Source organism: Kutzneria viridogrisea DSM 43870, from assembly GCF_000525635.1.
Classification (GTDB): domain Bacteria; phylum Actinomycetota; class Actinomycetes; order Mycobacteriales; family Pseudonocardiaceae; genus Kutzneria; species Kutzneria viridogrisea.
Map to the genome: position 1 here is coordinate 8,525,395 of NZ_CP007155.1, position 21,737 is coordinate 8,547,131.

The 21,737-nt window shown below is 71.3% G+C and carries 26 protein-coding genes; 12 read left to right on the top strand and 14 right to left on the bottom strand.

Translation table 11 applies throughout. The features are described from left to right. The first annotated feature begins 13 nt into the window (after window positions 1-13). A complete protein-coding gene (locus tag KALB_RS37065) occupies window positions 14-523 on the top strand; it encodes a mycothiol transferase (protein WP_025360733.1) in 510 nt (169 codons plus the stop codon). A gap of 98 nt (window positions 524-621) precedes the next feature. Here KALB_RS37065 and KALB_RS37070 read toward each other — a convergent pair whose 3' ends face one another. The 3 genes from KALB_RS37070 to KALB_RS37080 form a co-directional block, all read right to left on the bottom strand. Then, a complete protein-coding gene (locus KALB_RS37070; RefSeq protein ID WP_025360734.1) occupies window positions 622-885 on the bottom strand; it encodes a hypothetical protein in 264 nt (87 codons plus the stop codon). A 109-nt stretch (window positions 886-994) separates the two neighbouring features. Further along, the gene (gene meaB, locus KALB_RS37075; RefSeq protein ID WP_025360735.1) at window positions 995-1,969 is read right to left on the bottom strand and encodes a methylmalonyl Co-A mutase-associated GTPase MeaB; all 975 of its coding nucleotides are present in this window, start codon (window positions 1,967-1,969) and stop codon (window positions 995-997) included. Further along, window positions 1,969-3,156, bottom strand: a complete 1,188-nt coding sequence (locus KALB_RS37080; protein WP_025360736.1) for an acetyl-CoA C-acetyltransferase — start codon at window positions 3,154-3,156, stop codon at window positions 1,969-1,971. Before KALB_RS37080 ends, meaB begins: the two co-directional genes overlap by 1 nt. A gap of 135 nt (window positions 3,157-3,291) precedes the next feature. Between KALB_RS37080 and mce the strand changes: the two genes are divergently transcribed. Then, the gene (gene mce, locus KALB_RS37085) at window positions 3,292-3,741 is read left to right on the top strand and encodes a methylmalonyl-CoA epimerase (RefSeq protein ID WP_030109497.1); all 450 of its coding nucleotides are present in this window, start codon (window positions 3,292-3,294) and stop codon (window positions 3,739-3,741) included. Window positions 3,742-3,764: 23 nt separating this feature from the next. Continuing rightward, window positions 3,765-5,480 (top strand): hypothetical protein, encoded by a 1,716-nt coding sequence (locus tag KALB_RS48925; RefSeq protein WP_025360738.1) that lies wholly within the window; start codon window positions 3,765-3,767, stop codon window positions 5,478-5,480. A gap of 39 nt (window positions 5,481-5,519) precedes the next feature. On the opposite strand, the gene KALB_RS37095 is transcribed toward KALB_RS48925, so the two are convergent. After that, window positions 5,520-6,497, bottom strand: a complete 978-nt coding sequence (locus KALB_RS37095) for a LacI family DNA-binding transcriptional regulator (RefSeq protein WP_025360739.1) — start codon at window positions 6,495-6,497, stop codon at window positions 5,520-5,522. Window positions 6,498-6,628: 131 nt separating this feature from the next. On the opposite strand from KALB_RS37095, the gene KALB_RS37100 reads away from it, so the two are divergent. From KALB_RS37100 to KALB_RS37110, 3 genes are read left to right on the top strand one after another with little or no spacing between them, the layout of a single operon-like run. Beyond that, a complete protein-coding gene (locus KALB_RS37100) occupies window positions 6,629-7,927 on the top strand; it encodes an extracellular solute-binding protein (protein ID WP_025360740.1) in 1,299 nt (432 codons plus the stop codon). Beyond that, entirely contained in the window at window positions 7,920-8,828 is a 909-nt protein-coding gene (locus KALB_RS37105) for a carbohydrate ABC transporter permease (protein WP_042221198.1), read from the top strand. The genes KALB_RS37100 and KALB_RS37105 overlap by 8 nt, the downstream gene beginning before the upstream one ends. Continuing rightward, window positions 8,818-9,660, top strand: coding sequence for a carbohydrate ABC transporter permease (locus KALB_RS37110; RefSeq protein WP_025360741.1), 843 nt, complete (start codon window positions 8,818-8,820; stop codon window positions 9,658-9,660). Before KALB_RS37105 ends, KALB_RS37110 begins: the two co-directional genes overlap by 11 nt. 56 nt (window positions 9,661-9,716) lie before the next feature. Here KALB_RS37110 and KALB_RS37115 read toward each other — a convergent pair whose 3' ends face one another. Together KALB_RS37115 and KALB_RS37120 are read right to left on the bottom strand one after the other, a co-directional pair. After that, complete coding sequence (locus KALB_RS37115; protein ID WP_025360742.1) at window positions 9,717-10,295, bottom strand: TetR/AcrR family transcriptional regulator; 579 nt, start codon at window positions 10,293-10,295, stop codon at window positions 9,717-9,719. Between the two features lie 63 nt (window positions 10,296-10,358). Continuing rightward, window positions 10,359-10,718 (bottom strand): SPW repeat protein, encoded by a 360-nt coding sequence (locus KALB_RS37120; protein WP_025360743.1) that lies wholly within the window; start codon window positions 10,716-10,718, stop codon window positions 10,359-10,361. Window positions 10,719-10,935: 217 nt separating this feature from the next. On the opposite strand from KALB_RS37120, the gene ccrA reads away from it, so the two are divergent. Together ccrA and KALB_RS37130 are read left to right on the top strand one after the other, a co-directional pair. After that, a complete protein-coding gene (ccrA, locus tag KALB_RS37125) occupies window positions 10,936-12,267 on the top strand; it encodes a crotonyl-CoA carboxylase/reductase (RefSeq protein ID WP_025360744.1) in 1,332 nt (443 codons plus the stop codon). A 48-nt stretch (window positions 12,268-12,315) separates the two neighbouring features. Continuing rightward, window positions 12,316-13,671 carry a coiled-coil domain-containing protein gene (locus KALB_RS37130; protein ID WP_025360745.1) on the top strand — a complete coding sequence of 452 codons (1,356 nt, stop codon included), beginning with the start codon at window positions 12,316-12,318 and terminating at the stop codon, window positions 13,669-13,671. A gap of 289 nt (window positions 13,672-13,960) precedes the next feature. Here the strand turns inward: KALB_RS37130 and KALB_RS37135 are convergent, their stop codons facing one another. Next, a complete protein-coding gene (locus tag KALB_RS37135; protein ID WP_201771861.1) occupies window positions 13,961-14,722 on the bottom strand; it encodes an alpha/beta fold hydrolase in 762 nt (253 codons plus the stop codon). 65 nt (window positions 14,723-14,787) lie between these two features. Here KALB_RS37135 and KALB_RS37140 point away from each other — a divergent pair, with 65 nt between their 5' ends. The 3 genes from KALB_RS37140 to KALB_RS37150 are packed head-to-tail and all read left to right on the top strand — an operon-like array spanning window position 14,788 to window position 16,422. Further along, complete coding sequence (locus tag KALB_RS37140) at window positions 14,788-15,360, top strand: AAA family ATPase (RefSeq protein ID WP_025360747.1); 573 nt, start codon at window positions 14,788-14,790, stop codon at window positions 15,358-15,360. Window positions 15,361-15,369: 9 nt separating this feature from the next. Continuing rightward, on the top strand, window positions 15,370-15,894 hold the full coding sequence (locus tag KALB_RS37145) for a GNAT family N-acetyltransferase (RefSeq protein ID WP_025360748.1): 525 nt from the start codon (window positions 15,370-15,372) through the stop codon (window positions 15,892-15,894). A 9-nt stretch (window positions 15,895-15,903) separates the two neighbouring features. Beyond that, complete coding sequence (locus tag KALB_RS37150; RefSeq protein ID WP_025360749.1) at window positions 15,904-16,422, top strand: GNAT family N-acetyltransferase; 519 nt, start codon at window positions 15,904-15,906, stop codon at window positions 16,420-16,422. Here the strand turns inward: KALB_RS37150 and KALB_RS37155 are convergent. Both KALB_RS37155 and KALB_RS46035 read right to left on the bottom strand, forming a co-directional pair. Next, window positions 16,389-17,126 carry an alpha/beta hydrolase gene (locus KALB_RS37155; protein WP_025360750.1) on the bottom strand — a complete coding sequence of 246 codons (738 nt, stop codon included), beginning with the start codon at window positions 17,124-17,126 and terminating at the stop codon, window positions 16,389-16,391. The genes KALB_RS37150 and KALB_RS37155 overlap by 34 nt on opposite strands. Before the next feature lie 104 nt (window positions 17,127-17,230). Then, complete coding sequence (locus KALB_RS46035; RefSeq protein ID WP_081789705.1) at window positions 17,231-17,545, bottom strand: Rv1322 family protein; 315 nt, start codon at window positions 17,543-17,545, stop codon at window positions 17,231-17,233. A 72-nt stretch (window positions 17,546-17,617) separates the two neighbouring features. On the opposite strand from KALB_RS46035, the gene KALB_RS37165 reads away from it, so the two are divergent. Next, the gene (locus KALB_RS37165; protein ID WP_025360752.1) at window positions 17,618-17,824 is read left to right on the top strand and encodes an FmdB family zinc ribbon protein; all 207 of its coding nucleotides are present in this window, start codon (window positions 17,618-17,620) and stop codon (window positions 17,822-17,824) included. Here the strand turns inward: KALB_RS37165 and KALB_RS37170 are convergent. From KALB_RS37170 to KALB_RS37190, 5 genes are all read right to left on the bottom strand, one after another. Next, window positions 17,821-18,219, bottom strand: a complete 399-nt coding sequence (locus KALB_RS37170; protein ID WP_025360753.1) for a type II toxin-antitoxin system VapC family toxin — start codon at window positions 18,217-18,219, stop codon at window positions 17,821-17,823. The genes KALB_RS37165 and KALB_RS37170 overlap by 4 nt on opposite strands. After that, window positions 18,216-18,449: a FitA-like ribbon-helix-helix domain-containing protein gene (locus KALB_RS37175; RefSeq protein ID WP_025360754.1), complete on the bottom strand. Its 234-nt coding sequence runs from the start codon at window positions 18,447-18,449 to the stop codon at window positions 18,216-18,218. The genes KALB_RS37170 and KALB_RS37175 overlap by 4 nt, the downstream gene beginning before the upstream one ends. 46 nt (window positions 18,450-18,495) lie before the next feature. Continuing rightward, window positions 18,496-20,277 carry a 3-hydroxyacyl-CoA dehydrogenase family protein gene (locus KALB_RS37180; protein WP_025360755.1) on the bottom strand — a complete coding sequence of 594 codons (1,782 nt, stop codon included), beginning with the start codon at window positions 20,275-20,277 and terminating at the stop codon, window positions 18,496-18,498. Window positions 20,278-20,430: 153 nt separating this feature from the next. Further along, window positions 20,431-21,126: a class F sortase gene (locus tag KALB_RS37185; RefSeq protein WP_025360756.1), complete on the bottom strand. Its 696-nt coding sequence runs from the start codon at window positions 21,124-21,126 to the stop codon at window positions 20,431-20,433. Beyond that, entirely contained in the window at window positions 21,123-21,686 is a 564-nt protein-coding gene (locus tag KALB_RS37190; protein WP_025360757.1) for a hypothetical protein, read from the bottom strand. Before KALB_RS37190 ends, KALB_RS37185 begins: the two co-directional genes overlap by 4 nt. Window positions 21,687-21,737 lie beyond the last annotated feature (51 nt).

Here is a 21,737-nt window from a genome sequence, read left to right on the forward strand (position 1 = left end):
GGAGGAGATGCGCATGGGTGTCGGTGAGGTGCTGGCCGATGGCTTCGACCGGATCCGCGAGGTGGTGCACGAGGCGGTGGACGGCCTCACGACCGAGCAGCTGCACTGGCGGGCCGACGCGGAGGCGAACTCCATCGCCTGGCTGGTGTGGCACCTGACCCGCGTGCAGGACGACCACGTCGCGGGCGTGGCGGGCACCGAGCAGGTGTGGACCGAGCAGGGCTGGCACAAGCGCTTCGACCTGCCCTTCGCGGACGGGGAGATCGGCTACGGCCAGTCCAGCGCGGAGGTGGCGCAGGTCCGGGTCGGCGAGGTCCAACTGCTGACCGACTACCACGACGCCGTGCACGAGCGCAGCAGGCAGTACGTGTCCGGGCTGCGCGATGCGGACCTGGACCGCGTGGTGGACGAGAACTGGGACCCGCCGGTGACCCTGGCGGTGCGGCTGGTGAGCGTGCTCTCCGACGACCTGCAACACGCCGGCCAGGCCGCCTACCTGCGCGGGCTCGTGCTGCGCCGGTGACGACGGTGGCGTGAAGGTGGCTTTCACTGCGTTGAGCGCAGTGAAAGCCACCTCGCAACCACCACTTGACTTCTATAGGAGCATCCTTCACGCGACGGTCAGGCCGCTACCCCGGTCGCGGTGGCGGCGAGCACGGCGTGGCCCAGGTCGGTCAGCTCGGCGGCGACCAGCTGCCCGACCGCCCCGGCGAACACCGGGCGGATCAGGCCGCCGACCACGAGTGTTCGGGCGGCGCCGTGGCCGCACCACGCGCCGTCCACGGCCAGGTCGGGCTCGCAGCCGCACAGCAGCTCGGCCCGTCCGTCGGCCACCGCGCGCAGCAGTGCCAGTTCTCGCCGATTCAGTTCCCCGCCGTCGCTCATCGTGGACCCCCAAAGTCCGGTACTACCAAGATGACCGCATGGACCGATTGGGGGTGTCAAGGCAGTTCCAGGTGGTGTGCACGAGTTTCCGCGCAATTCCACTAATCGTTCAGGGGCTTTCGTGCAAACCCGCAACGAGCTGGTCGGCTGCTTGGTAGGGATCCAACTCACCGACGAGCACCCGCTTGGCGAGCGTGTCCAGCGCGGTGCCGCCGCGCAGGTCGCCGATGCGGGCACGGACCTGTTGCAGCGCGATCGCCTCGATCTCGGCGGCGGCCCGCCGGGCGCGGCGCCGCTCCAGCTCGCCGTGCGCGAGCATCCACTGCCGGTGCTCGTCCACGGCGGTGACGATCTCCTCGATGCCCTCACCTCGGGCGGCCACGGCGCGCACGATCGGCGGGCGCCAGCGCGCACCGCGGATCTCCCGGCGACCCAGCGAGATCATGTGCTTGAGGTCGCGAATGGTCTGCTCGGCCCCGTCCCGGTCGGCCTTGTTCACCACGAAGGCGTCGGCGATCTCCAGGATGCCCGCCTTGGCCGCCTGGATGCCGTCCCCCATGCCGGGGGCGAGCAGCACCACGGTGGTGTCGGCCAGGGACACGACCTCCACTTCGGACTGTCCAACCCCGACGGTCTCGATGAGCACGACCTCGCAGCCCGCGGCGTCCAGCACCCGCAGGGCCTGCGGGGTGGACCAGGACAGGCCGCCGAGGTGCCCGCGGGTGGCCATGGAGCGGATGAACACCCCGGGGTCGGTGGCGTGCTCCTGCATGCGCACCCGGTCACCGAGCAGCGCGCCGCCGGAGAACGGCGAGGTCGGGTCCACGGCCAGCACCCCGACCCGCCTGCCCTGCCCGCGCAGGGCCGAGATGAGCGCGGAGGTGGTGGTCGACTTGCCCACCCCCGGCGAGCCAGTGAGGCCGATCACCTGGGCGTTGCCGGTGAAGGGCGCCAGCGCCGCAGCGACTTCACGCAGCTGCGGGCTGGCGTCCTCCACCAGTGAGATCAGTCGGGCGACCGCCCTGGGTTGCCCCGCACGCGCACGGGCGACCAGGTCGGCGACGTCGGCGGAGCGGGCGGGCACTAGCTCTTGGGGACCCGCACGATCAGGGCGTCACCCTGGCCGCCGCCACCGCACAGCGCGGCGGCACCGACGCCACCGCCGCGGCGCTTGAGCTCCAGCGCCAGGTGCAGCGCGATGCGCGCGCCGGACATGCCGATCGGGTGCCCCAGCGCGATGGCCCCGCCGTTGACGTTGACCTTGTCCTCGCTGATGCCCAGCTTGCGCGCGGACACCACGCCCACCGCGGCGAACGCCTCGTTGATCTCGACCAGGTCGAGCTCGGCGGGCTCGATGCCCTCCTTGGCGCAGGCCTTGATGATCGCGTTGGAGGGCTGCTCGTGCAGGCTGGCGTCCGGACCGGCCACCACGCCGTGCGCGCCGATCTCGGCCAGCCAGCTCAGGCCCAGCTCCTCGGCCTTGGCCTTGCTCATCACGACCACCGCGGCGGCGCCGTCGGAGATCTGCGAGGCCGAGCCCGCGGTGATGGTGCCGTCGGCGGAGAAGGCCGGGCGCAGCTTGGCCAGGCTCTCCGCGGTGGTGTCCCCGCGCACGCCCTCGTCGGTGCTGAACAGCACCGGGTCGCCCTTGCGCTGCGGGATGGCCACCGGAACGATCTCGTCCGCGAACAGCCCGGACTCGATGGCCGCGGCGGCGCGCTGGTGCGAGCGCGCGGAGAAGGCGTCCTGCTCCTCGCGGGTCAGGCCGTAGCGGGAGTTGTACTTCTCCGTGGACACGCCCATCGCGACCTGGTCGAAGGCGCAGAACAGGCCGTCGTAGGCCATGTGGTCCTGCAACTGCACGTCGCCGTACTTGAAGCCGGAACGGGACTTGGGCAGCAGGTGCGGGGCCTGGGTCATGGACTCCTGGCCGCCCGCGACCACGATGTCGAACTCACCGGCGCGGATCAGCTGGTCGGCCAGTGCGATCGCGTCGACACCGGAGAGGCAGACCTTGTTGATGGTCAGCGCGGGCACGTCCATCGGGATGCCCGCGGCCGCGGCGGCCTGGCGGGCGGGGATCTGGCCGGCGCCCGCGGTGAGCACCTGACCCATGATCACGTACTGGACCTGCTCCGGGCTCACCCCAGCGCGCTCCAGGGCGCCCTTGATGGCTACCCCGCCGAGCTGGGCCCCGGAGAAGTCCTTGAGCGAGCCGAGCAGTCGTCCCATCGGGGTGCGAGCCCCAGCGACGATCACGGAACCGGACACGACATCCTCCAGCGACGGTGCGGGCAGGTGGCCTTTCGGACCATACCGGCCAGTAGGGGTTGCGTACGGTGTGCCCCTACTCACAGGCTGGTCTGCTAGGCCAAGGCTACCTCCAGCCCCTTACCCTCGGCGTTCATGAACGTGCGTGAGCAGCTCAGGGGCTTCGTCACGGCAATCGACCACGTGGGCCTCGCGGTGCCCGACATGGACGCGGCCATCGAGTTCCACCGCGAGGCGTTCGGCCTGGAGTTGACCCACGAGGAGGTCAACGACGAGCAGGGCGTCCGGGAGGCGATGATGCGCGCGCCCGGGGACATCGGCGGGGCGCAGATCCAGCTGCTGGCGCCCTCGCGACCGGACTCCACGGTGGCCAAGTTCCTGGACCGCAACGGTCCCGGCATGCAGCAGCTCGCCTTCCGGGTGACCGACGTGACGGCGGCGGGCGAGGCACTCAGGGCCCTCGGCCTGCGCGTGCTCTACGAGCAGCCGCGCCGGGGCACCGCGGGCAGCCTGGTCAACTTCGTGCACCCCAAGGACGCCGGTGGCGTGCTGATCGAACTGGTGCAACCGGCACCCGCTCACTGAGCCGCGCCGGTAGCCTCGGCCCGGTGCCACTGTCCTTCGACACCACCGGATTCCGCCAGCACGACCAGACGCACTGGCTGCACCCGGGCACCGGCGACCAGGTCAGCCTGAACTACTTCGACCTCGTGCCGGACCTGCCCAGATCGCTGTCGGACCTGCCGGGGCTGCGCCAGGACCTGACCGGCTTCACCGCCGAGTCCGGCTGCCTGATCGAGGCGCACGTGGTGCAGTTGCAGGGCGTTCCCGCGCTGCTGCAAATCGTCAAGATCCCGCGCCCCGGGCAGCAGCACGGCCAGGTGTTCATCGCCGCGTTCACCGTGCCGAAGGCGACGTGCAGCGCCGTGTTGCGCATCCAGTGCGAGGAGACCGGCACCACCGGGGTGCGCGAGGCCGTGCTGATGGCCGAACTCGGTCCGCAGAACTGGTTCCGCGCCCACCCGTACGCCCCGAACGTGATCAGCAAGCTGCCGTACCACTCGGGCGACGACATGCACTGGGACCCGCGCTTCCCACAGCACCCGCTGAGCCGGGCGCGCGCCTGGGTACACCACGTGGTGCGCACCGCCCAGGTGGACCCGCGCTTCGCCGCCCTGCCGCCATTCCCCGGACCGGGCCCCGTCGGCCCGGCGCCGGGTTCGGTACCGGGTTCGGCGCCGCCACACGCGCCCGCTGGTGGGGCGCAAGCTGCTGTGCCGGTTCCGCAACCCGGTTCGCCCGCTGCCCAGCCGCCCACTGCTGGGCCGCAAGCTGTTGTGCCGCCCGCTGGTGGAGCACATGCTGCCACGCCGGTTCCGCAACCCGGTGCACCCACCGCTGCGGCAGCCCCCGGCGTGCCGCCTGGGCCGCCGCTCGGTGCACCGCCGTTCGGTACGCATCCCGCTGCCGCACAACCCGGCGCGCCCACCGCCCAGCCGCCCGCCGCCGGACCGCTGCCCGGTTCGCCCGCTCCCGCGCCACTCGGCACGCAACCCGCTGCGGCACAAGCGGTCCCGCAGCCCGACCCGGTTCCGCAACCCGACGCGGCACCGCCCGTGCCGCAGCAACCCGTTGCGCCGCAACCAGGTGTGCCGCAGCTGCCCGGCGAGGGCTCACGCATGCACTCGCTGGTGACCGGCCTGCCGATCGGCGGCTACCTGCCGATCTGGCTGAGCAACCAGGACGTGGGCTACCTGCGTCTGGTCGATCCCGAGGCGGCACTGGCCCTGTTCGGCGCGGGCGAGGTGGGCCGCGCCGACCTGAACGGCGGCTGGGTGCGCGAGACGGTCATGTACGAGTGGGGCAGCAACACGGTCTTCCTGCCCGGCCGGTTCCGCGGCGAGAGCGGCGGCATCGAGGCGAAGATGCTCGAAGTCGCACCGGCCAAGCCGGAGGAGGCCAAACAGGCGGCGACGCCCGAGGCGGTGCTGGCGGCGTTCCGCTGGCTGGGCGGCGTGGCGCTGGCGGCCACCCGTCGCGGCGAGTCGGTCGCGCTGGTGCCCGGCGGGGTGCAGATGTGGGGCCGCCCCTCGGTGGTGATCAAGGTCGCGGCGGGCAAGTCGCTGGTCTGCGCCGCGCCGGTCCCGGTCGGCGCCCCGATCTGGAGCGAGCAGATCCCGCCCGGGCCCGAGCCGGAGGAGCTGTGGCTGGACGGGGAGGCCACCGAGGAGATCATCCGGGCGAGTGGTCTGCTGGCGATGTACGCCAGCCAGACCTGGACCGTGCACCCCACCGAGCTGGCACTCTCCTTCAGCACGTCATGAAAGTGCCGTATGCGACATCTGATGTCGCATACGGCACTTTCATGACACCGGGGGGCCAGTGCTGCCGCGTTCCACCAGGCAGGGCGGGCCGAAGGTGCGGTCCTGCGGCCGGTCACCGGCCAGCAGGCAGCGCAGGGTCTCGGCGGCGGCCGCCCCGTAGCTGTGCAGGTCGACCCGTACGGCGGTCAGCGCGGGGTGCGGCAGCAGGCACAGCGGGGAGTCCTCACCGGCGAGCACGGACAGCTCGCCGGGCACGCGGATGCCCAGCTGTGCCGCCACACCGAGCGCGCCCAGCGCCATCACGTCGGTGTCGCACACCAGGGCGGTGGGCCGCGGGCGGGCGGCCAGCAGCCGGCGGACCGCCTCGGCGGCGTCGGGCTCGGCGGTGACGCACACCGCCGACTCCATGGCCATGGCGCGCGCGGCGTCCAGGAAGGCCGCGGTGTGCTCTGCGGTGTGCACCAGTTCGGGTGATCTCCCGATGCGAGCGATCCTGCGGTGCCCCAACCTGGCGAGGTGTCCCACCGCCGTGCGCATGGCCGTCTCGGCGTCCAGGCTGACCGAGGGCAGCGCCGAGCGGCCCAGGGTCACCGCGGGCAGCCCGAGTTCCCCCAGCAGCGCGATTCGTGGGTCACTCACCCGCACATCGACCACGAGCACCCCGTCCACCCGCCGCTGGTGCCACCAGCTGTGGTAGACGGCCAGTTCGGTGCGGGGCGCGAACTGCAGCAGCAGCCCGACCTCGCGCGGCCCGAACACCGACTCGAAGCCCGCGACCAGCCGCATCAGCGCGGGGTCGGCGGTCTCGCAGGCCAGCACCAGCCCGACCGCGCCCGCCTGCGCCGAGGACAGCGAGCGGGCCACGCTACTGGGCCGCCAGCCCAGCTCGTCGGCCACGCCGAGGATGCGCCGCCTGGTCGACTCGGACACGCCCGGCTGGCCGTTGAGCGCGAACGAGACGGTGCTCTTGGCCACCCCGGCGCGGCGCGCGATGTCGTGGATCGTCGGCCGCCTCACCACGGTCCCCCAATTCGCGGGCAACGAACAAAACCGGTTTTGCTCGAATCAGGGTATGCCTCTAGGCAACCGCACCGAGCTGCCTATATCTTGCGCGGGCACCAGATCCCGGAACGGATTGGTACGCGCTGATGAACAAATTGGGAGTGGCCCTGGCCGCCGCGTTGCTGCTGAGCGCGGGATGCACGGGGCAGTCGGGCAACGGCAGCTCACCGACCACGCTGACCTACTGGGCCAGCAATCAGGGTTCCAGCCTGGACAACGACAGGCAGGTGCTGCAACCCGAACTGGACGAGTTCGCCAAGCAGACCGGGATCACCGTGAAGCTGGAGGTCGTGCCCTGGCCCGACCTGCTGAACCGGATCCTGGCCGCGGCCACCTCGGGCCAGGGTCCCGATGTGATCAACATCGGCAACACCTGGGCGGCCTCGTTGCAGGCCACCGGCGCGTTCGCCCCGTTCGACGACTCCGCGCTGAACGGGCTCGGCGGGGCACAGCGATTCCTGGCGGGCAGTCTCGCGGCCACCGGGGCGGCCGGGCAGACCCGCACCTCGGTACCGCTGTACGGCCTGGCGTACGGGCTGTTCTACAACAAGAAACTGTTCCGGGAAGCCGGAATCGGACAGCCACCGACCACCTGGGAGGAGTTCACCGCCGACGCCAAACGCCTGACCCACGGGGACCAGTGGGGCCTGGCGGTGGAGGGCTCGAGCATCACCGAGAACGCCCACCACGCGTTCATCCTCGGCCAGCAGTACGGCTCGGACCTGTTCGACGCCTCGGGCAAGCCGCAGTTCGACACCCCGCAGCAGGTGGCGGCGGTCCGCCAGTACCTGGAGTTCATGGGCACCGACAAGGTGGTCAACCCCAGCAACGCCGAGTACGGCAACGGCACGCAGGCCCTGCACGACCTGGCCACGGGCAAGGCGGGCATGGTGCTGTGGCAGGGCAATGCCGAGACCGTGCTCAAGGCCAACGGCATGCGCCCCGAGGACTACGGGATCGCGCCGATGCCGTTCCCCCAGCCGACCCCGGCGGGCGGCAAGCACATCAACAGCCTGGTCGCGGGCATCAACCTGGCCGTGTTCGCCAACAGCGGCAACAAGGACGGGGCGATGAGGTTCGTCAAGTTCCTCACCTCCGCCGAGGAGCAGCGCAAGCTGAACAAGTCCTTCGGCACGCTGCCCGTGGTGCAGGACGCCTACCAGGACCCGGTCTTCCAGACCCCGGCGATCAAGAGCTTCCAGCAGGTGCTGGCCGGCAGCGCGGCCCCGCTGCCGCAGATCGCGCAGGAGAGCCAGTTCGAGACCACCGTGGGCGGGGCGATCAAGGACCTGTTCGCGCAGATCGCCGGGGGCAAGCCGGTGGGCGACGCGGAGATCAAGGCCGCACTGTCGGCAGCGCAGCAGAAGATGGCAACCGGTGGCTGAACGCGGCAGGGTCAGCGGCAAGGCGCTGCCCTACCTGTTCCTGCTGCCCGCGCTGCTGCTGGAACTGCTCGTGCACGTGCTGCCGATGCTGGTCGGCGTGGGCATGAGCCTGCTCAAGCTGACCCAGTTCTTCCTGCGCAACTGGTCGGCGGCGCCCTTCGCCGGGCTGTCGAACTACACCGTGGCGCTGGACTTCAACGGCGCGGTCGGCGGCGCGCTGCTGCACTCCTTCGCCATCACCCTGGCGTTCACGGTGCTGGTGGTCGCCGGGTCCTGGCTGCTCGGGTTCACCGCCGCCTTCCTGGTCCAGGGCCAGCGCCGTGGCCGCGGCCTGCTGCGCACCCTGTTCCTCGTGCCCTACGCCCTGCCCGCGTACGCCGCCGTGATCACCTGGAGCTTCCTGTTCCAGCGGGACACCGGCCTGGTCAACGGGGTGCTCGCCGACCTGCACCTGGTGGGCGCCGGGGACAAGCCGTTCTGGTTGCTGGGCGGCAACAGCTTCCTCGCGGTGCTGGTCGTCGCGCTGTGGCGCACCTGGCCGTTCGCCTTCCTGGTGCTGACCTCTGGCATGCAGGCAATCCCGCACGACCTGTACGAGGCCGCGGCCCTGGACGGCGCCACGATGCGCCAGCAGGTGCGCCGCGTGATGCTGCCACTGCTGCGCCCGGTCAACCAGGTGCTGCTCGTCGTGCTGTTCCTGTGGACCTTCAACGACTTCAACACCCCGTACGTGCTGTTCGGCGCGGGGGCGCCCGCCGAGGCGGACCTGCTGTCCGTGCACATCTACCAGAACTCGTTCCTCACCTGGAACTTCGGACTGGGCTCGGCGATGTCGGTGCTGCTGCTGGTCTTCCTGTCCCTGGCCACCGGTCTGTACCTGAGGAGCCGCCGTGTTCGGTGAACCGCACTGGTTCCGCTGGGTCCGCCGGGCCGGACTGGCGGTGTTCGCGCTGATCGTGCTGGTGCCCCTGTGGGTCATGATCACCTCGGCCCTCAAGCCGCTGCGGGACGTACAGGCGCAGTTCCGCTGGCTGCCCACCGAGTGGACGCTGAGCCCGTTCGTGGACATCTGGAGCACGATCCCGCTCGGCCGGTACTTCGTGAACAGCCTCGTCGTGGCGCTGGGCGCCACCCTGCTGTCCCTGCTCGTGGCCGTGTCCGCCGCCTACGCCATCAGCCGGTACCGGTTCCGGGGCAGGCGGCTGTTCTCGCTGGCGATCCTGTCCACGCAGATGTTCCCCGGCATCCTGTTCCTGCTGCCGCTGTTCCTGATCTACGTGAACATCGCGCAGACCACCGGCATCGTGCTGGTCGGCACCCTGCCCGGGTTGGTCATCACCTACCTGACGTTCTCGCTGCCGTTCTCGGTGTGGATGCTCGTCGGCTACTTCGAGTCGATCCCCCGCGAACTGGACGAGGCCGCGCTGGTCGACGGCACCGGCCCGCTCGGCGCCCTGCTCCGCGTGGTCGTGCCCGCCGCGCTGCCCGGCATCGTCGCCGTCGCCGTCTACGCGTTCATGACGGCCTGGGGCGAGGTGCTGTTCGCCTCCGTGCTGACCAGCGACTCGACCCGTACCCTCGCGATCGGGCTGCCCGCCTACTCCACCCAGTCCGGGGTCTACTGGAACCAGGTCATGGCGGCCGGGCTCGTCGTGAGCGTGCCCGTGGTCGCGGGCTTCCTGCTGTTGCAGCGCTACCTCGTCCAGGGCCTGACCAGCGGCGCCGTCAAATAGCCCGCGAGTCCCGCCCACCAGCACGCGAGTCCCGCTCAGGTGCGGCCGAGTCCCGCTCAGTCGGCCCCGGCACCCAGCGCCAGGGCGTCCGCGATGAAGGCCAGCTCACGTTCCATGGCGGCACCGGACTGCTCCGACTCGGTGGTGTGCCGCGCCATCGAGTGCTGGTAGCTGACGGCGAGCGCGAGCAGCTCGGCCGCGCTGTCCACGTCGGCACGGCGCGACACCTGGGCGCGAGCCGCCACGATCACCGCCCGGATCAGGTCGACGAGCTGGCGGAACCGCGCCTGCAGCGCGTCGCGCACGGCGTTGTGCGTGTCGGCCTCGCGGTAGAGCAGGCTGCTCAGCAGCAGTGAGGAGTCCTGCCGCCGGTCCAGCTCGGTGAGCAGCTGCCGCAGGCTCTTGGCCACGTCCCCGGCCACGACGACCTCGTTCGGGTCGATGTGCTCGTCGGGCAGCCGGTCAACCAGGGCCACCAGCAGGTCCGGCTTGCGGCGGAAGTAGTAGTGCACCAGCCCCTTCGGCACGCGGGCTCTCTCCGCGATCTTCGAAGTGGGCGTGGCGTCGAACCCGTGTTCGGCGAACAGCTCCTCGGCCGCCGTGAGAATGCGCTCGCGTGCCGAGGCGTCTTCCACCCGTGATCCCTCCAGCTGCGTGGTCGATGGCCCACGGCCGCGGCCGTGGGCCAGAGGACTTCGTCAGTGGGATCCGGCCATGCCCTTGTGCGCCAGGTTCGCCACGGGCAGGGCGATCGCGCCGAGCACGACGGTCAGCACGCCACCTACCCAGGACGTCCACGCGGCGCCGTTCATGGCGGTGTAGCCCATCACCCACGGGGCGATGAACAGCAGCACACCGAGCACCAGCTGGATCCACTCACCGGCCACCATGCCCGGAGCCGCCAGCGACCACAACCCGTCCAGGGCGACCAGCACGCCCAGCACAGCCATCGTCCACGCCGCCGCCGTAGATGTCGACACCACCAGCGTCGACAGCGCGATGACCACACCCAGCACCACTTCAGCCCAGTCCTGCCACCGCGTCCAAGCCTTGGCCATCCTGACCACCTCCCGAACCACACCCTTGTGGGACACCTCCATGGTGCGCCTTGGTTGGCCGCCCGGTCAAACAGCGGAAACCACTAGACATCGGGCCGCAGCTCCCCCGCACCGATAAACTCGGGTGCCCTGGCTCACATCGCTGGACCTGTATCGTTACTCGTCGGTAACCTGCCCCCACCTGCGCATTGACCACAGGGGCATAGGAGGACACACCGTGCAGAAGATCCTCGACGCGATCCTGGCCGGCGAGCGAGAAGCAGTCGGCTCACTGCCCGTCCCGGAGTCCTACCGAGGCGTCACGGTGCACGAGGACGAGGCCGGCCTCTTCGAGGGCGTGGCGACCAGGGACAAGGATCCCCGCAAGTCGCTGCACCTGGACGAGGTGCCCACCCCCGAGCTGGGCCCCGGTGAGGCCCTGGTCGCCGTGATGGCCAGCGCCATCAACTACAACACCGTCTGGACCTCGATCTTCGAGCCGATGTCCACCTTCGGCTTCCTCAAGCGCTACGGGCGCACCTCCCCGCTGGCCTCCCGGCACGACCTGCCCTACCACGTGGTCGGCTCCGACCTCGCGGGCGTCGTGCTGCGCACCGGTCCCGGCGTGCAGGCGTGGAAGCCCGGCGACGAGGTCGTCGCGCACTGCCTGAGCGTGGAGCTGGAGAGCTCCGACGGGCACAACGACACGATGCTCGACCCCGAGCAGCGCATCTGGGGCTTCGAGACGAACTTCGGCGGCCTCGCGGAGGTCGCGCTGGTCAAGTCCAACCAGCTGATGCCCAAGCCCAAGCACCTGAGCTGGGAGGAGGCCGCCTCCCCCGGCCTGGTCAACTCCACCGCGTACCGGCAGCTGGTGTCCACCAACGGCGCCAACATGAAGCAGGGCGACGTGGTGCTGATCTGGGGCGCCTCCGGCGGCCTTGGCTCCTACGCCACGCAGTTCGCGCTCAACGGCGGGGCGATCCCGGTGTGCGTCGTGTCCAGCGACGAGAAGGCGGACATCTGCCGCAAGATGGGCGCCGAGCTGATCATCAACCGGTCCTCCGAGGGCTACAAGTTCTGGAAGGACGACAACGAGCAGGACCCGCGCGAATGGAAGCGGTTCGGCGCGCGCATCCGCGAGCTGACCGGCGGCGAGGACCCGGACATCGTGTTCGAGCACCCCGGCCGGGAGACCTTCGGCGCCAGCGTCTACGTGGCCCGCAAGGGCGGCACCATCGTGACCTGCGCCTCTACCAGCGGCTACATGCACAGCTACGACAACCGCTACCTGTGGATGAACCTCAAGCGCATCATCGGCTCGCACTTCGCGAACTACCGCGAGGCGTGGGAGGCCAACCGCCTGATCGCCAAGGGCAAGATCCACCCCACACTGTCCAAGGTGTACTCCCTGGAGGAGACCGGGCAGGCCGCGCACGACGTGCACCGCAACGCGCACCAGGGAAAGGTCGGCGTGCTGTGCCTGGCGCCCGAGCCCGGTCTCGGCGTCACCGACCCGGAACTGCGCGCCGCGCACCTCACCGCGATCAACCACTTCCGGGGCGTGTGAGCGCGGGCATGAGCAGACGGGTGTCACCCGTACCGGTAGCGTGGTGACATGGCCCTTGGCAGTGACCGCGACCTCGTCCCGTTGGGAACCGGCTTCGACGTCGTCAAGCGCGGCTACGACCGGGCTCAGGTCGAAGACCACCTGGAACGGCTGGACTCCGACCTGAAGCTGCTGGCCGCTGACCGGGACGCGGCGGTGTCCCAGGCCAACGACCTGGCCAGGCAGCTGGAGAAGGCGCGCACCGAGATCGACGACCTGCGCGGGCAGGTCGACCGGCTCTCGCTGCCGCCGACCACGCTGGAGGGCCTGAGCGAGCGGCTGCAGCGCATGCTGCGGCTCGCCCAGGAGGAGGCCAACGAGACGAAGGCGCGCGCCGAGGCCGAGGCCGGGCACATCCGGGCCAAGGCCGAGGAGGAGGGCGCCGCGCTGCGCCAGCGCTACGAGAAGATGCTGCGCGAACTCGACCAGCGCCGTGCCGAGATGGAGGCCGAGCACCGCGGCGTGCTCGACACGGCGCGGGGCGAGGCCACGCGCATCACCACCGAGGCCGACCAGCGCCGTCAGCAGCTGGACAGCGAGGCCGAGCAGGCGCGCACCACCGCCGACGCGGACTCGCTGGCCCGCCGCACCCAGGTGGAGGAGGACTTCGAGATCGCCATGGCCTCGCGGCGCTCGGAGTCCATGCGCAACCTCGCCGAGCAGGAGGCCAGCAGCAAGGCCGAGGCCGAACGACGCGTGCGGGAGGCCACCGAGGAGGCCAACCGGCGCAGGCACGACTCGATCGCGGAAGCCACTGCCCGCCTGCAGGAGGCCACCGACGAGGCGCATCGCCGCGTCACCGAGGCCACCACCGAGTCGGCCCGCCGGGTGGGTGAGGCCACGGCCCGGGTCGAGCAGCTGCGGCTGCTGCGCAACCAGATCGCCGAGCAGCTGCGCAACGCCCGCAGCGCGATCGTCGAGGCCGCGCCGCTGCTCAACCAGCTGCCCGAGGAGCGGCCCGCCGACATCGACGCGCCGACCCTGGAGGTCAAGGTCCCGCAGGCCGCCGCGCCCCAGGCCCCGGCCCAGCCGCAAGCGCAGGCCCAGGGCCAGGCGGCGGCCCAGGCTCCGGCGCAGGCCCAGGGCCAGGCGGCGGCCCAGGCGCAGGCTCAAGCTCCGGCCCAAGGCCAGGCGGCGGCCCCCGCACAGCCGCAGGACCAGGCGCGGGCAGCAGCTCAGGGCCAGGGCCAGCCGCAGGCCAAGCCCGCGCCCAAGCAGCCGGTGCGCCAACCCGCGACCCCCGGCAAGAAGCCCGAGCAGGCCGCCGCCAAGGACCCCGAGGCCACCAAGAAGATCCAGCGGCCCACCCCGCCCGAGAGCAAGCACCCGCTGGCCTCCGCACCGAGCAGGCCCACCAAGCGCTGACCCCACCCGCGAGTCCCGGTCACCGGTCGGCGAGTCCCGCCCACCAGTCGGCGAACCCCGACCGCAAGCACGCGAGTCCCGGCCGCCGACGCACGAGTCCCGCCCACCGGGACACGAGTCCCGTGCACCGGTCGGCGAACCCCGCTCACCGGCAACTGCGTCCCGCCCGCCGACGCGCGACACACGCCCACCTGTGAGCTACCCGCGCACCGGTCAGGCCTCACGCCTGCCTGCGCGCCCCTCGCACGCCGGTCAGGGACTCACCGGCGAGTCCCGTCCGGGCGCAGCGCTAGCCGGGCAGCCAGTCCAGCACGGTCCGGGCGAACGCCGCCGGGTCCTCCAGCGGCGGCAGGTGCCCGCAGCCGGGCAGCACCGCGAACGTGGCTCCGGGCACCAACCCGCCCACAACCTCGGGGCTCATCAGCGCGTCCTCGGCGCCGACCACGGCCAGCACCGGCACGTCCACGGCGGCGAGCAGTTCCGTGGAGTCGGGCCGGGCGGCCATCGCGCGCTGCGCCCAGGCCACTCCGCTCGGCGGTTGCGACTCGATCAACTCGCGCAGCGCCGACACCACCTCCGGGCGCTGCTCGGCCGTGGTGGTACCGACCCCGTTGGGCAGGAACGAGTCCGCCAGCCAGCCCGCCGTGCCCTCCGACTCGGCCCGCTCCGCGACGGCGAGCCGCCCGGCACGCGCCTGCTCGGTGTCCGCCACCGCCTTGGTGTCAGCCAGCACCAGACCTGTCACCCTCTCCGCCGCACGGCGCAGCACGGCCATCGCCACGTAGCCGCCCATCGAACAGCCGCCCAGGACGAACCGTTGCACACCAAGGCGATCCAGGTCGCGCAGCAGGTCCTCGGCCACCACGTCCAGGTCCGGCGGGGCCTGGCCGAGCGGGCTGCGGCCCAGCCCGCGCTGGTCCGGGGTGATCAGCCTGACCCGTTCCGCCAGCGGCCCGCGCACGCCGTCCCACATGCGCGAGTCCACCGGGTACGCGTGCAGCAGCACGAGCGGGGTTCCCGAACCTTGTTCAGTGAGGTGCACGTCCCCCATCCTGCCCCCTCACCCCGACAAGTCACCGCCTTGACCGGCGGCGCAATTGCACGAGACTGTCATCCGTGATCCATCCCAGCGAGGGCGGCACGCCACTCATCGTGCTCACCGGGGCCTCGGCCGCGGGCAAGACGACGGTCGGTCGGCTGCTGGCCGACAGGTTCCCCCGGGGCGCGTTCGTCGAGGGCGACGCGGTGCGCACGATGGTCCGCACCGGACGGGTCGACATGACCCCGCGGGACACGACCCCGGAAGCGGTCCTCCAGCTGCAACTGCGGTACCGGCAGCTCGCGGCGCTGGCCGACTCCTTCCATGAGGCGGGCTTCGCCACCGTCGTGGAGGACGTGATCGTCGGCAGGCACCTCACCGAGTTCGTGCGCTCGCTGCGGGCCAGCCCGCTGCACCTGGTGGTGCTGGTGCCCGACGAGGAGTCGATGGCCAGCCGTGAGTCGGCGCGGGACAAGTGCGCCTACGACGAGGTGTGGAGCATCGCGGCGCTCAACGCGGTGGTGCACAGGGAGACGCCGAGGCTGGGCCTGTGGCTGGACTCCAGCGGCCTGACCGCGGAGCAGACCGTGGACGAGGTGCTGTCGACCCTGCCGCAAAGTCTGTTGCGAGCGGGCGAAACCGGCTCCTAGCGTGCGGGCATGACCGAACTGCGCACCGAACGGCTCCAGCTGCGCCGGATGGTGGCCGAGGACCTGCCCACCCTGCTGGAGATCGAGTGCGAGCCCGCGGGCTACCGCTACGAGCTGACCGGCCCGCCCGGCCACGAGCACGTGCGGTCGCTGCTGGACCGCATGGTCGTGCACTGGGCGGAGCACGGCTTCGGCTACTGCGTGGTCGAGCTCGCCGAGACCGGTGCGGCGATCGGGCTCGGCGGGGTCCGGCTGTTCGAGGTGGACGGCGAGGCCGTGCTCAACCTCGCCTACCGGTTCCTCGAGCGCCACTGGGGCAAGGGCTACGCCAGCGAGATGGCCTCCGCCGTGGTGGACTGGGCCGAGCGCGAGCTGCCGCAGTATCCGGTGGTCGTGTCCATGTCGCCGATCAACACGCCCTCGCGTCGGCTGGCCGAGAAGCTCGGCTTCCGCGAGTACACCACCCAGGACATCGGCTACGGCCCGGAGCCGGTTCTGCGCAGGTCAGAGCCACTTGTCAGGGGTAGGTCCTAGCTTGGGGGCATGACCGAGACACGCACCGAACGGCTCCGGTTGAGCCGACCGGTGCCCGAGGACCTGGCCGCGGTCGCCGAGCTGCACGGCGATCCGGAGACCAACCTGCACAACCCCTCGGGCGCCAGGACCCCGGAGGAGTCCGCCCAGCTGCTGGATTCCTGGCTGGACGACTGGGCAACGCACGGCATCGGCTACTGGACCGCCCGCGAGCTGGTCAGCGGCGAGGTGGTCGGCTTCGGCGGCCTGCGCCCGCACGAGCTGGACGGCGCGCTGGCGCTGAACCTCTACTACCGGTTCCGGCCCGCCGTGTGGGGCCGGGGTTACGCCACCGAGCTGGCCAGGGCCAGCGCGGCCTGGGCCCGCCGGGTGCGGCCCGAGTTACCCGTGGTCATCGTGACCAGGCAGGACAACCACCAGTCGGTACGGGTAGCCGAGAAGATCGGCTTCGTGCTGTCCGGCACCACGCGCGCCTACGGCGGCGAGTCCCTGGTCTACCGGGCCGCGAGCACCACGGTCCCCTCATAGCGGTCCGGCAGCGGGGTTGCCACCTCAGGTGCGACCGCGGCCACGATCGCGTCCAGCACCTGCTCGGTGTAACCGACGAACAGGTGCTTGGCCCCGGGGAAGTCCAGCACGCGCGCCTGCGGCACCGGGGCGAACCGCTCGCGCGCCTGCTCGGGACGCAGGTAGTCGTCCAGTTCGGGCACCAGGCACACCACCGGCTTGCCGGACTCGGCCCAGGCGGCCAGGTGCCGCTCGGTGCTCCAGCGGAGGGGAGGTGAGATCAGCACGGCACCGCGCACCAGCGGGTCGCAGCCGTGCACCAGGGCCACGTCGGTGCCGAAGGACCAGCCGAGCAGCCACACCTCGGGCAGGTCGTGGAACTCGGCGTACTCCAGGGCGGCGGCCAGGTCGAAGCGCTCGCCCCGGCACTGGTCGAAGGTGCCCTCGCTCTGCCCGGCCTCACTCGCGGTGCCACGCGTGTTGAAGCGCAACACGGCGATGTCGGCCAACGCCGGTAGACGCCACGCGGCCTTGCGGTACAGGTGCGACTCCATGGAGCCGCCGTGCGTGGGCAGCGGGTGCAGGCAGATGAGGGTGGCCCTGGGTGGCCGACCCGACTCGGGCAGCGCCAGCTCCCCGACCAGCCGCAGGCCGTCGGCGGTGGTCATGCTGATCGGCTGCCGGTCGGCGGGCAGCACGGTCTTGGCTCGGATCTCGGTGCTCATCGCTGGCGATCCTGCCACCTGGCAAGGGAAATCCGCTTGTCCGCGCGGTAAAGGATGGAGGTGTTCAACGACAACCTGATCGGGCTGATCGAGGGCGAGCCGAGTCACCAGCGGCGCGAGGTGGGTCCGCGACGGCCGCGACTGGACCAGCAGTGGTTGTGCCAGTGCCTGCGGTCCTCGATCCCGCCGAGGTCGTCGGCGGGCCAGGCCACCACGTGTGCCGTGCCGGGGCGGATCTCGTGGTCGCAGCCGGGGCAGCGGTAGGTCTTGGCGTCCTGTGCCCCCGGCACGGCCCGGACGTTCCAGTCCCCGTCCGGCCCCGACTCGACGCGGGCCCAGCCCAGACCGCGGCCGAGGGAGCGCGGCTCCTCACTGCCTGAGGGCAGACCGTGACGTCGGGGTTTGTTGCGGCGTGGCACAGGCGACCACGGTAATGGCGGACCCTACCCGGGGCGTCGCCAAGGGGGTCGTGCATGGCGGACAATGGGGCCATGCCGATCTACGAGTTCCGCTGCCGCGAGTGCGGGGACACCTTCGAGGTGAACCGCCCGATGAGCGGTGCCGGTGACCCCGCGCACTGCCCGGAGGGCCACCAGGACACCGTGAAGCTGCTGACCACGGTCGGCGTGAGCACCGGCGCCGCGGCACCGGCCGGTGGTGGTGGCGGCGGTTGCTGCGGTGGCGGCTGCTGCGGCTAGACCAGTTCGACCTGGCAGGGCAGTCCGGGTGCCCGGCTCAACCGGGCGTCGCCGGTGACCAGCGGGGAGCCGAGTGAGGCCGCGAGTACCACGTAGAGCGCGTCGTAGAACGTGACCGCCCCGCGCAGTCGCCAGGCCGCCTCCGCCAGCGGACCCACCGCCGGGTACCGCTCGGAGATCAGGTGCTTGACCGCGCGCAGCGAGACCAGGGCCACGTTCGCGGTGATCTGCCCGGCCAGTTCCTTGCGCCTGAGTACGTTGCCCACCTCGGCGTCGAACAGGTGCGGGGCGTGACAGGTGGCGGTCCGGATCCGGTCGAGCAACTGCCGAGCACGCGGCTCGGTCGAGGTCGAGGCGTAGATGTACACGGACGCGTCGACGACCAGGTCGTTCACCTGCGGTCAGCCGCCAGGTCGGTGACGATGCTGTCCATGGTGATCGCCGTGCCCTCGTTCAGCAGGGTCATGTCGATCGCCGCCACCACCTCCTCCTTGGTGCGCTGCGAGGCCAGCGCGATGATCTGGTCGCGCATGTACGCCTGGATGGACTGCCCGGCGGCGCGGGCGCGCTTGCGGAGCGTCTCGTACGCGTCTTCCGGGATGTCCCGAACCTGGATGGTCGCCACAGCGCTAGTTTAGCGCACTAGCGCTGTGGCGCCACTTCAGCGCGGATCAACCCGTGTAGTCACGGAAGCCCTTGCCGGTCTTGCGGCCGAGTCGACCGGCGGTGACCAGGTGCTCCAGCAGGGGCGCGGGCGCGAACCCGGCCTCGCGGAACTCCAGGTACAGGGTGCGCTGGATGGCCAGGGACACGTCGAGCCCGACCACGTCGAGCAGCTCGAACGGCCCCATCGGCAGCCCGCAGCCGACCTTCATCGCGGTGTCGATGTCCTCGGCCTCGGCGTAGTGGGCCTCGAGCATCTTGACCGCGTCGTTGAGGTACGGGAACAGCAGCGCGTTGACGATGAACCCGGCGCGGTCCCCGCAGTGCACGGGCTGCTTGCGCAATCGCTTGCACACCGCGTGGGCGGTCGCCACGACCTCGGGCGAGGTGGCGATGGTGTCGACGATCTCGACCAGCTTCATGACCTGGGCCGGGTTGAAGAAGTGCAGGCCGAGCACGTCACCGGGACGGGAGGTGGCGGCGGCGCACTCGATCACCGGCAGCGAGGAGGTGGTGGTGGCCAGCACGGCGCCGGGCTTGCACACCTCGTCCAGCGCGGCGAACACCTCGCGCTTGATCGACAACTCCTCGGCGACGGCCTCGACCACCAGGTCGCAGTCGGCCAGCGCCTCGAACTCGACGGCGGGCTGGATCCTGGCCAGCGCGGCGTCCCGGTCGGCCTCGGCGAGCCTGCCCTTGGCCACGGCCTTGTCCAGCGAGCGGCGCACCTTGCCCAGCGCGGCCTCGGCCTTGTCCAGCGACCGGGCGCGCAGCACCACGTCGTTGCCCGCCTTGGCGAACACCTCCACGATCCCGGTGGCCATGGTGCCGGTGCCGATCACGCCGACCCGGTGCACCTCGCGCGGGGCCACCCCGGCGGCACCTCCCGCGGCGGGCGTGTGCAGGTCGTCCACCACGACCGGGGAGTCTGGGCCGTCGTAGGTGTAGAAGCCGCGACCGCTCTTGCGGCCCAACAGCCCCGCGGTGATCATCTGCTTGAGGATCGGCGCCGGGGCGTGCAACCGGTTGCGGGACTGGTGGTACATCGTGTCGAGGATCTCGTAGGCCGTGTCCAGCCCGATCAGGTCGAGCAGTTGCAGCGGTCCCATCGGGTAGCCGCAGCCGTAGCGCATGGCGGCGTCGAGGTCCTCGCGGCTGGCGTAGCGGCTCTCGTACATGCGGGCCGCGTGGTTGAGGTAGCCGAACAGCAGGGCGTTGGCGATGAAACCGGCCCGGTCGCCGATCACCACCGGGGTCTTGCCCAGCCGGGAGATGAAGCCGACGACGTCCTCGACCACCGGCGGCTCGGTGACCACCGTGCGGACCACCTCGACCAGCTTCTGCACCGGCGCGGGGTTGAAGAAGTGCAGTCCGACGACCTTGCCGGGACGCCCGGTGTGCACCCCGATCTCAGTCACCGACAGTGACGAGGTGTTGGAGGCGAGCACCACCTCGGGACGGCACACCTTGTCCAGTTCGGCGAAGATCTCCGCCTTGAGTTCGAGCTGCTCCGGCACCGCCTCGACGACCAGGTCGCAGTCGGCCAGGTCGGACAGGCTGGTGCCGTAGCTGATCCTGCCGAGCAGCTCGGCGCGGGCGGCGTCGTCGATCTTTCCGCCGCGCAGCGCGCGTTCCGTGGAGTGCTCGATGTGCCCACGGCCCCGGGCGACGCCGTCCTGGTCGACCTCCACGGCCACCACGCGGAGCCCGGTGCGGGCGCACACCTCCGCGATGCCCGCACCCATGGTGCCCAGTCCGACAACTCCGATGGTGTGGAACTCGCGCGTCACGGGAAACCTCCGGCGCTCGTCGACAAGGGCTCACGGGCTCCGACACCACCACGCTACGCGTCGGTAACATCGAGCTTGGCGCAGATACTGCCACGTGGGCACGAATGCGCTGGGTGAGCTTCGCCACCGAATCGTGCAAGTTGGACGGCGCGATCAGGAGGTCAGCACGGCGGAGACGATCACGTTGTCGGCGAACCTGCGGGTCGCCGGGTCGAACCGGCCGCCACAGGTGATCAGCTTGAGCTCGCGCTGGGCGGAGGGCCCGTAGACCTGCTGGGTGGGGAAGCTGGTCTTGGGGATCTGCTGGACCTGCTGCACCGTGAAGCGGAGCACGCTGCCGTCCTGCCGGGTGATGCGCGCGGTGTCCCCAGGCCGCAGCGCGGCGAGCCGGGCGAAGATCCCGGGCTGCCCGTTGCCGTCCACGTGCCCGAGCACCACGGCCCGGCCCAGATCCCCTGGCCGCACACCGAAGCGGTACCAGCCCGCCTGCAACGGCTGCTCGATCGGCGGCACCTGGACCGTGCGATCACCGTTGAGCCCCAACGGGATCAGTGAGGAGTGCGCGTCGACCCCGTCGATGTCCACGCGCACCGGCACAGTCGGGTCGGCGGGCGCGGTGGGCGTGGTCGTGCCGGGCGCGGGCGGCGGCAACTGGAAGGCGATGCCGTTGTCGCTCAGGCCCAGCGCACTGGTCATGCCCACCCCGCCGCTGCGCAGGATGCCGATCACCACACCGGCCAGTGCGAAGGCGGTGATCAGTGCGGCGATGCCCAGGGCGTTGCCCCGCTTGCTCTCGCCAGGGTTCACCGGCCGCCGAGGTCGGCGCAGGTGCGCCACGGGGTGCATCATCGCGCGGCGATCCGTCGCCGGGAGGCCACCGTCACGGCGGCGCCCGCGCCCGCGATCATCACCACCCCGCTCAACTCGGCCAGCCCGAGCAGGTCGGGACCGCTGTCCAGCGGCGGTGGCGCGCCCCCGGTCTCCGGCGCGCCGACGGGGATGATCATCGTGCTGGTCGGTGCCCCGCTCGCGGGTGGCTGCGCCTGGTTGGTCACGGCGATCTGGGTGCTGACCAGTTGCCTGCCGCAGTGGAACGCCGCGTCGAACACGCCCGAGCGCACGTCGGTGCGGACCGTCGCGGCGCTCTCCAGCAGCCCCTCACGCCGGTTGGTGCGCACGAACTGGCGCACCTCGGTCAGCGCGCCGGAGGCAACGAGGTCGACCTGGTCGGAGCCGCAGCGGGCCTCGATGCGCACGGTCTGACCGCCACGCACCGAGGCGGGGTCGATCCGCAGCGCGTTCTGGTCCCCGCGACGGCCCAGGTCGTCCGAGCGGGCGTAGGGGGCCGCGGCGATCAGCACGAAGGCAGCGAGCACCACTCCGGCCAGGAGTATGCGGGTGACCATCATGAGCAAGCCCTTCCAGGTCAGGGGCCGGTCCCTCCGACACGCTCTACGCGT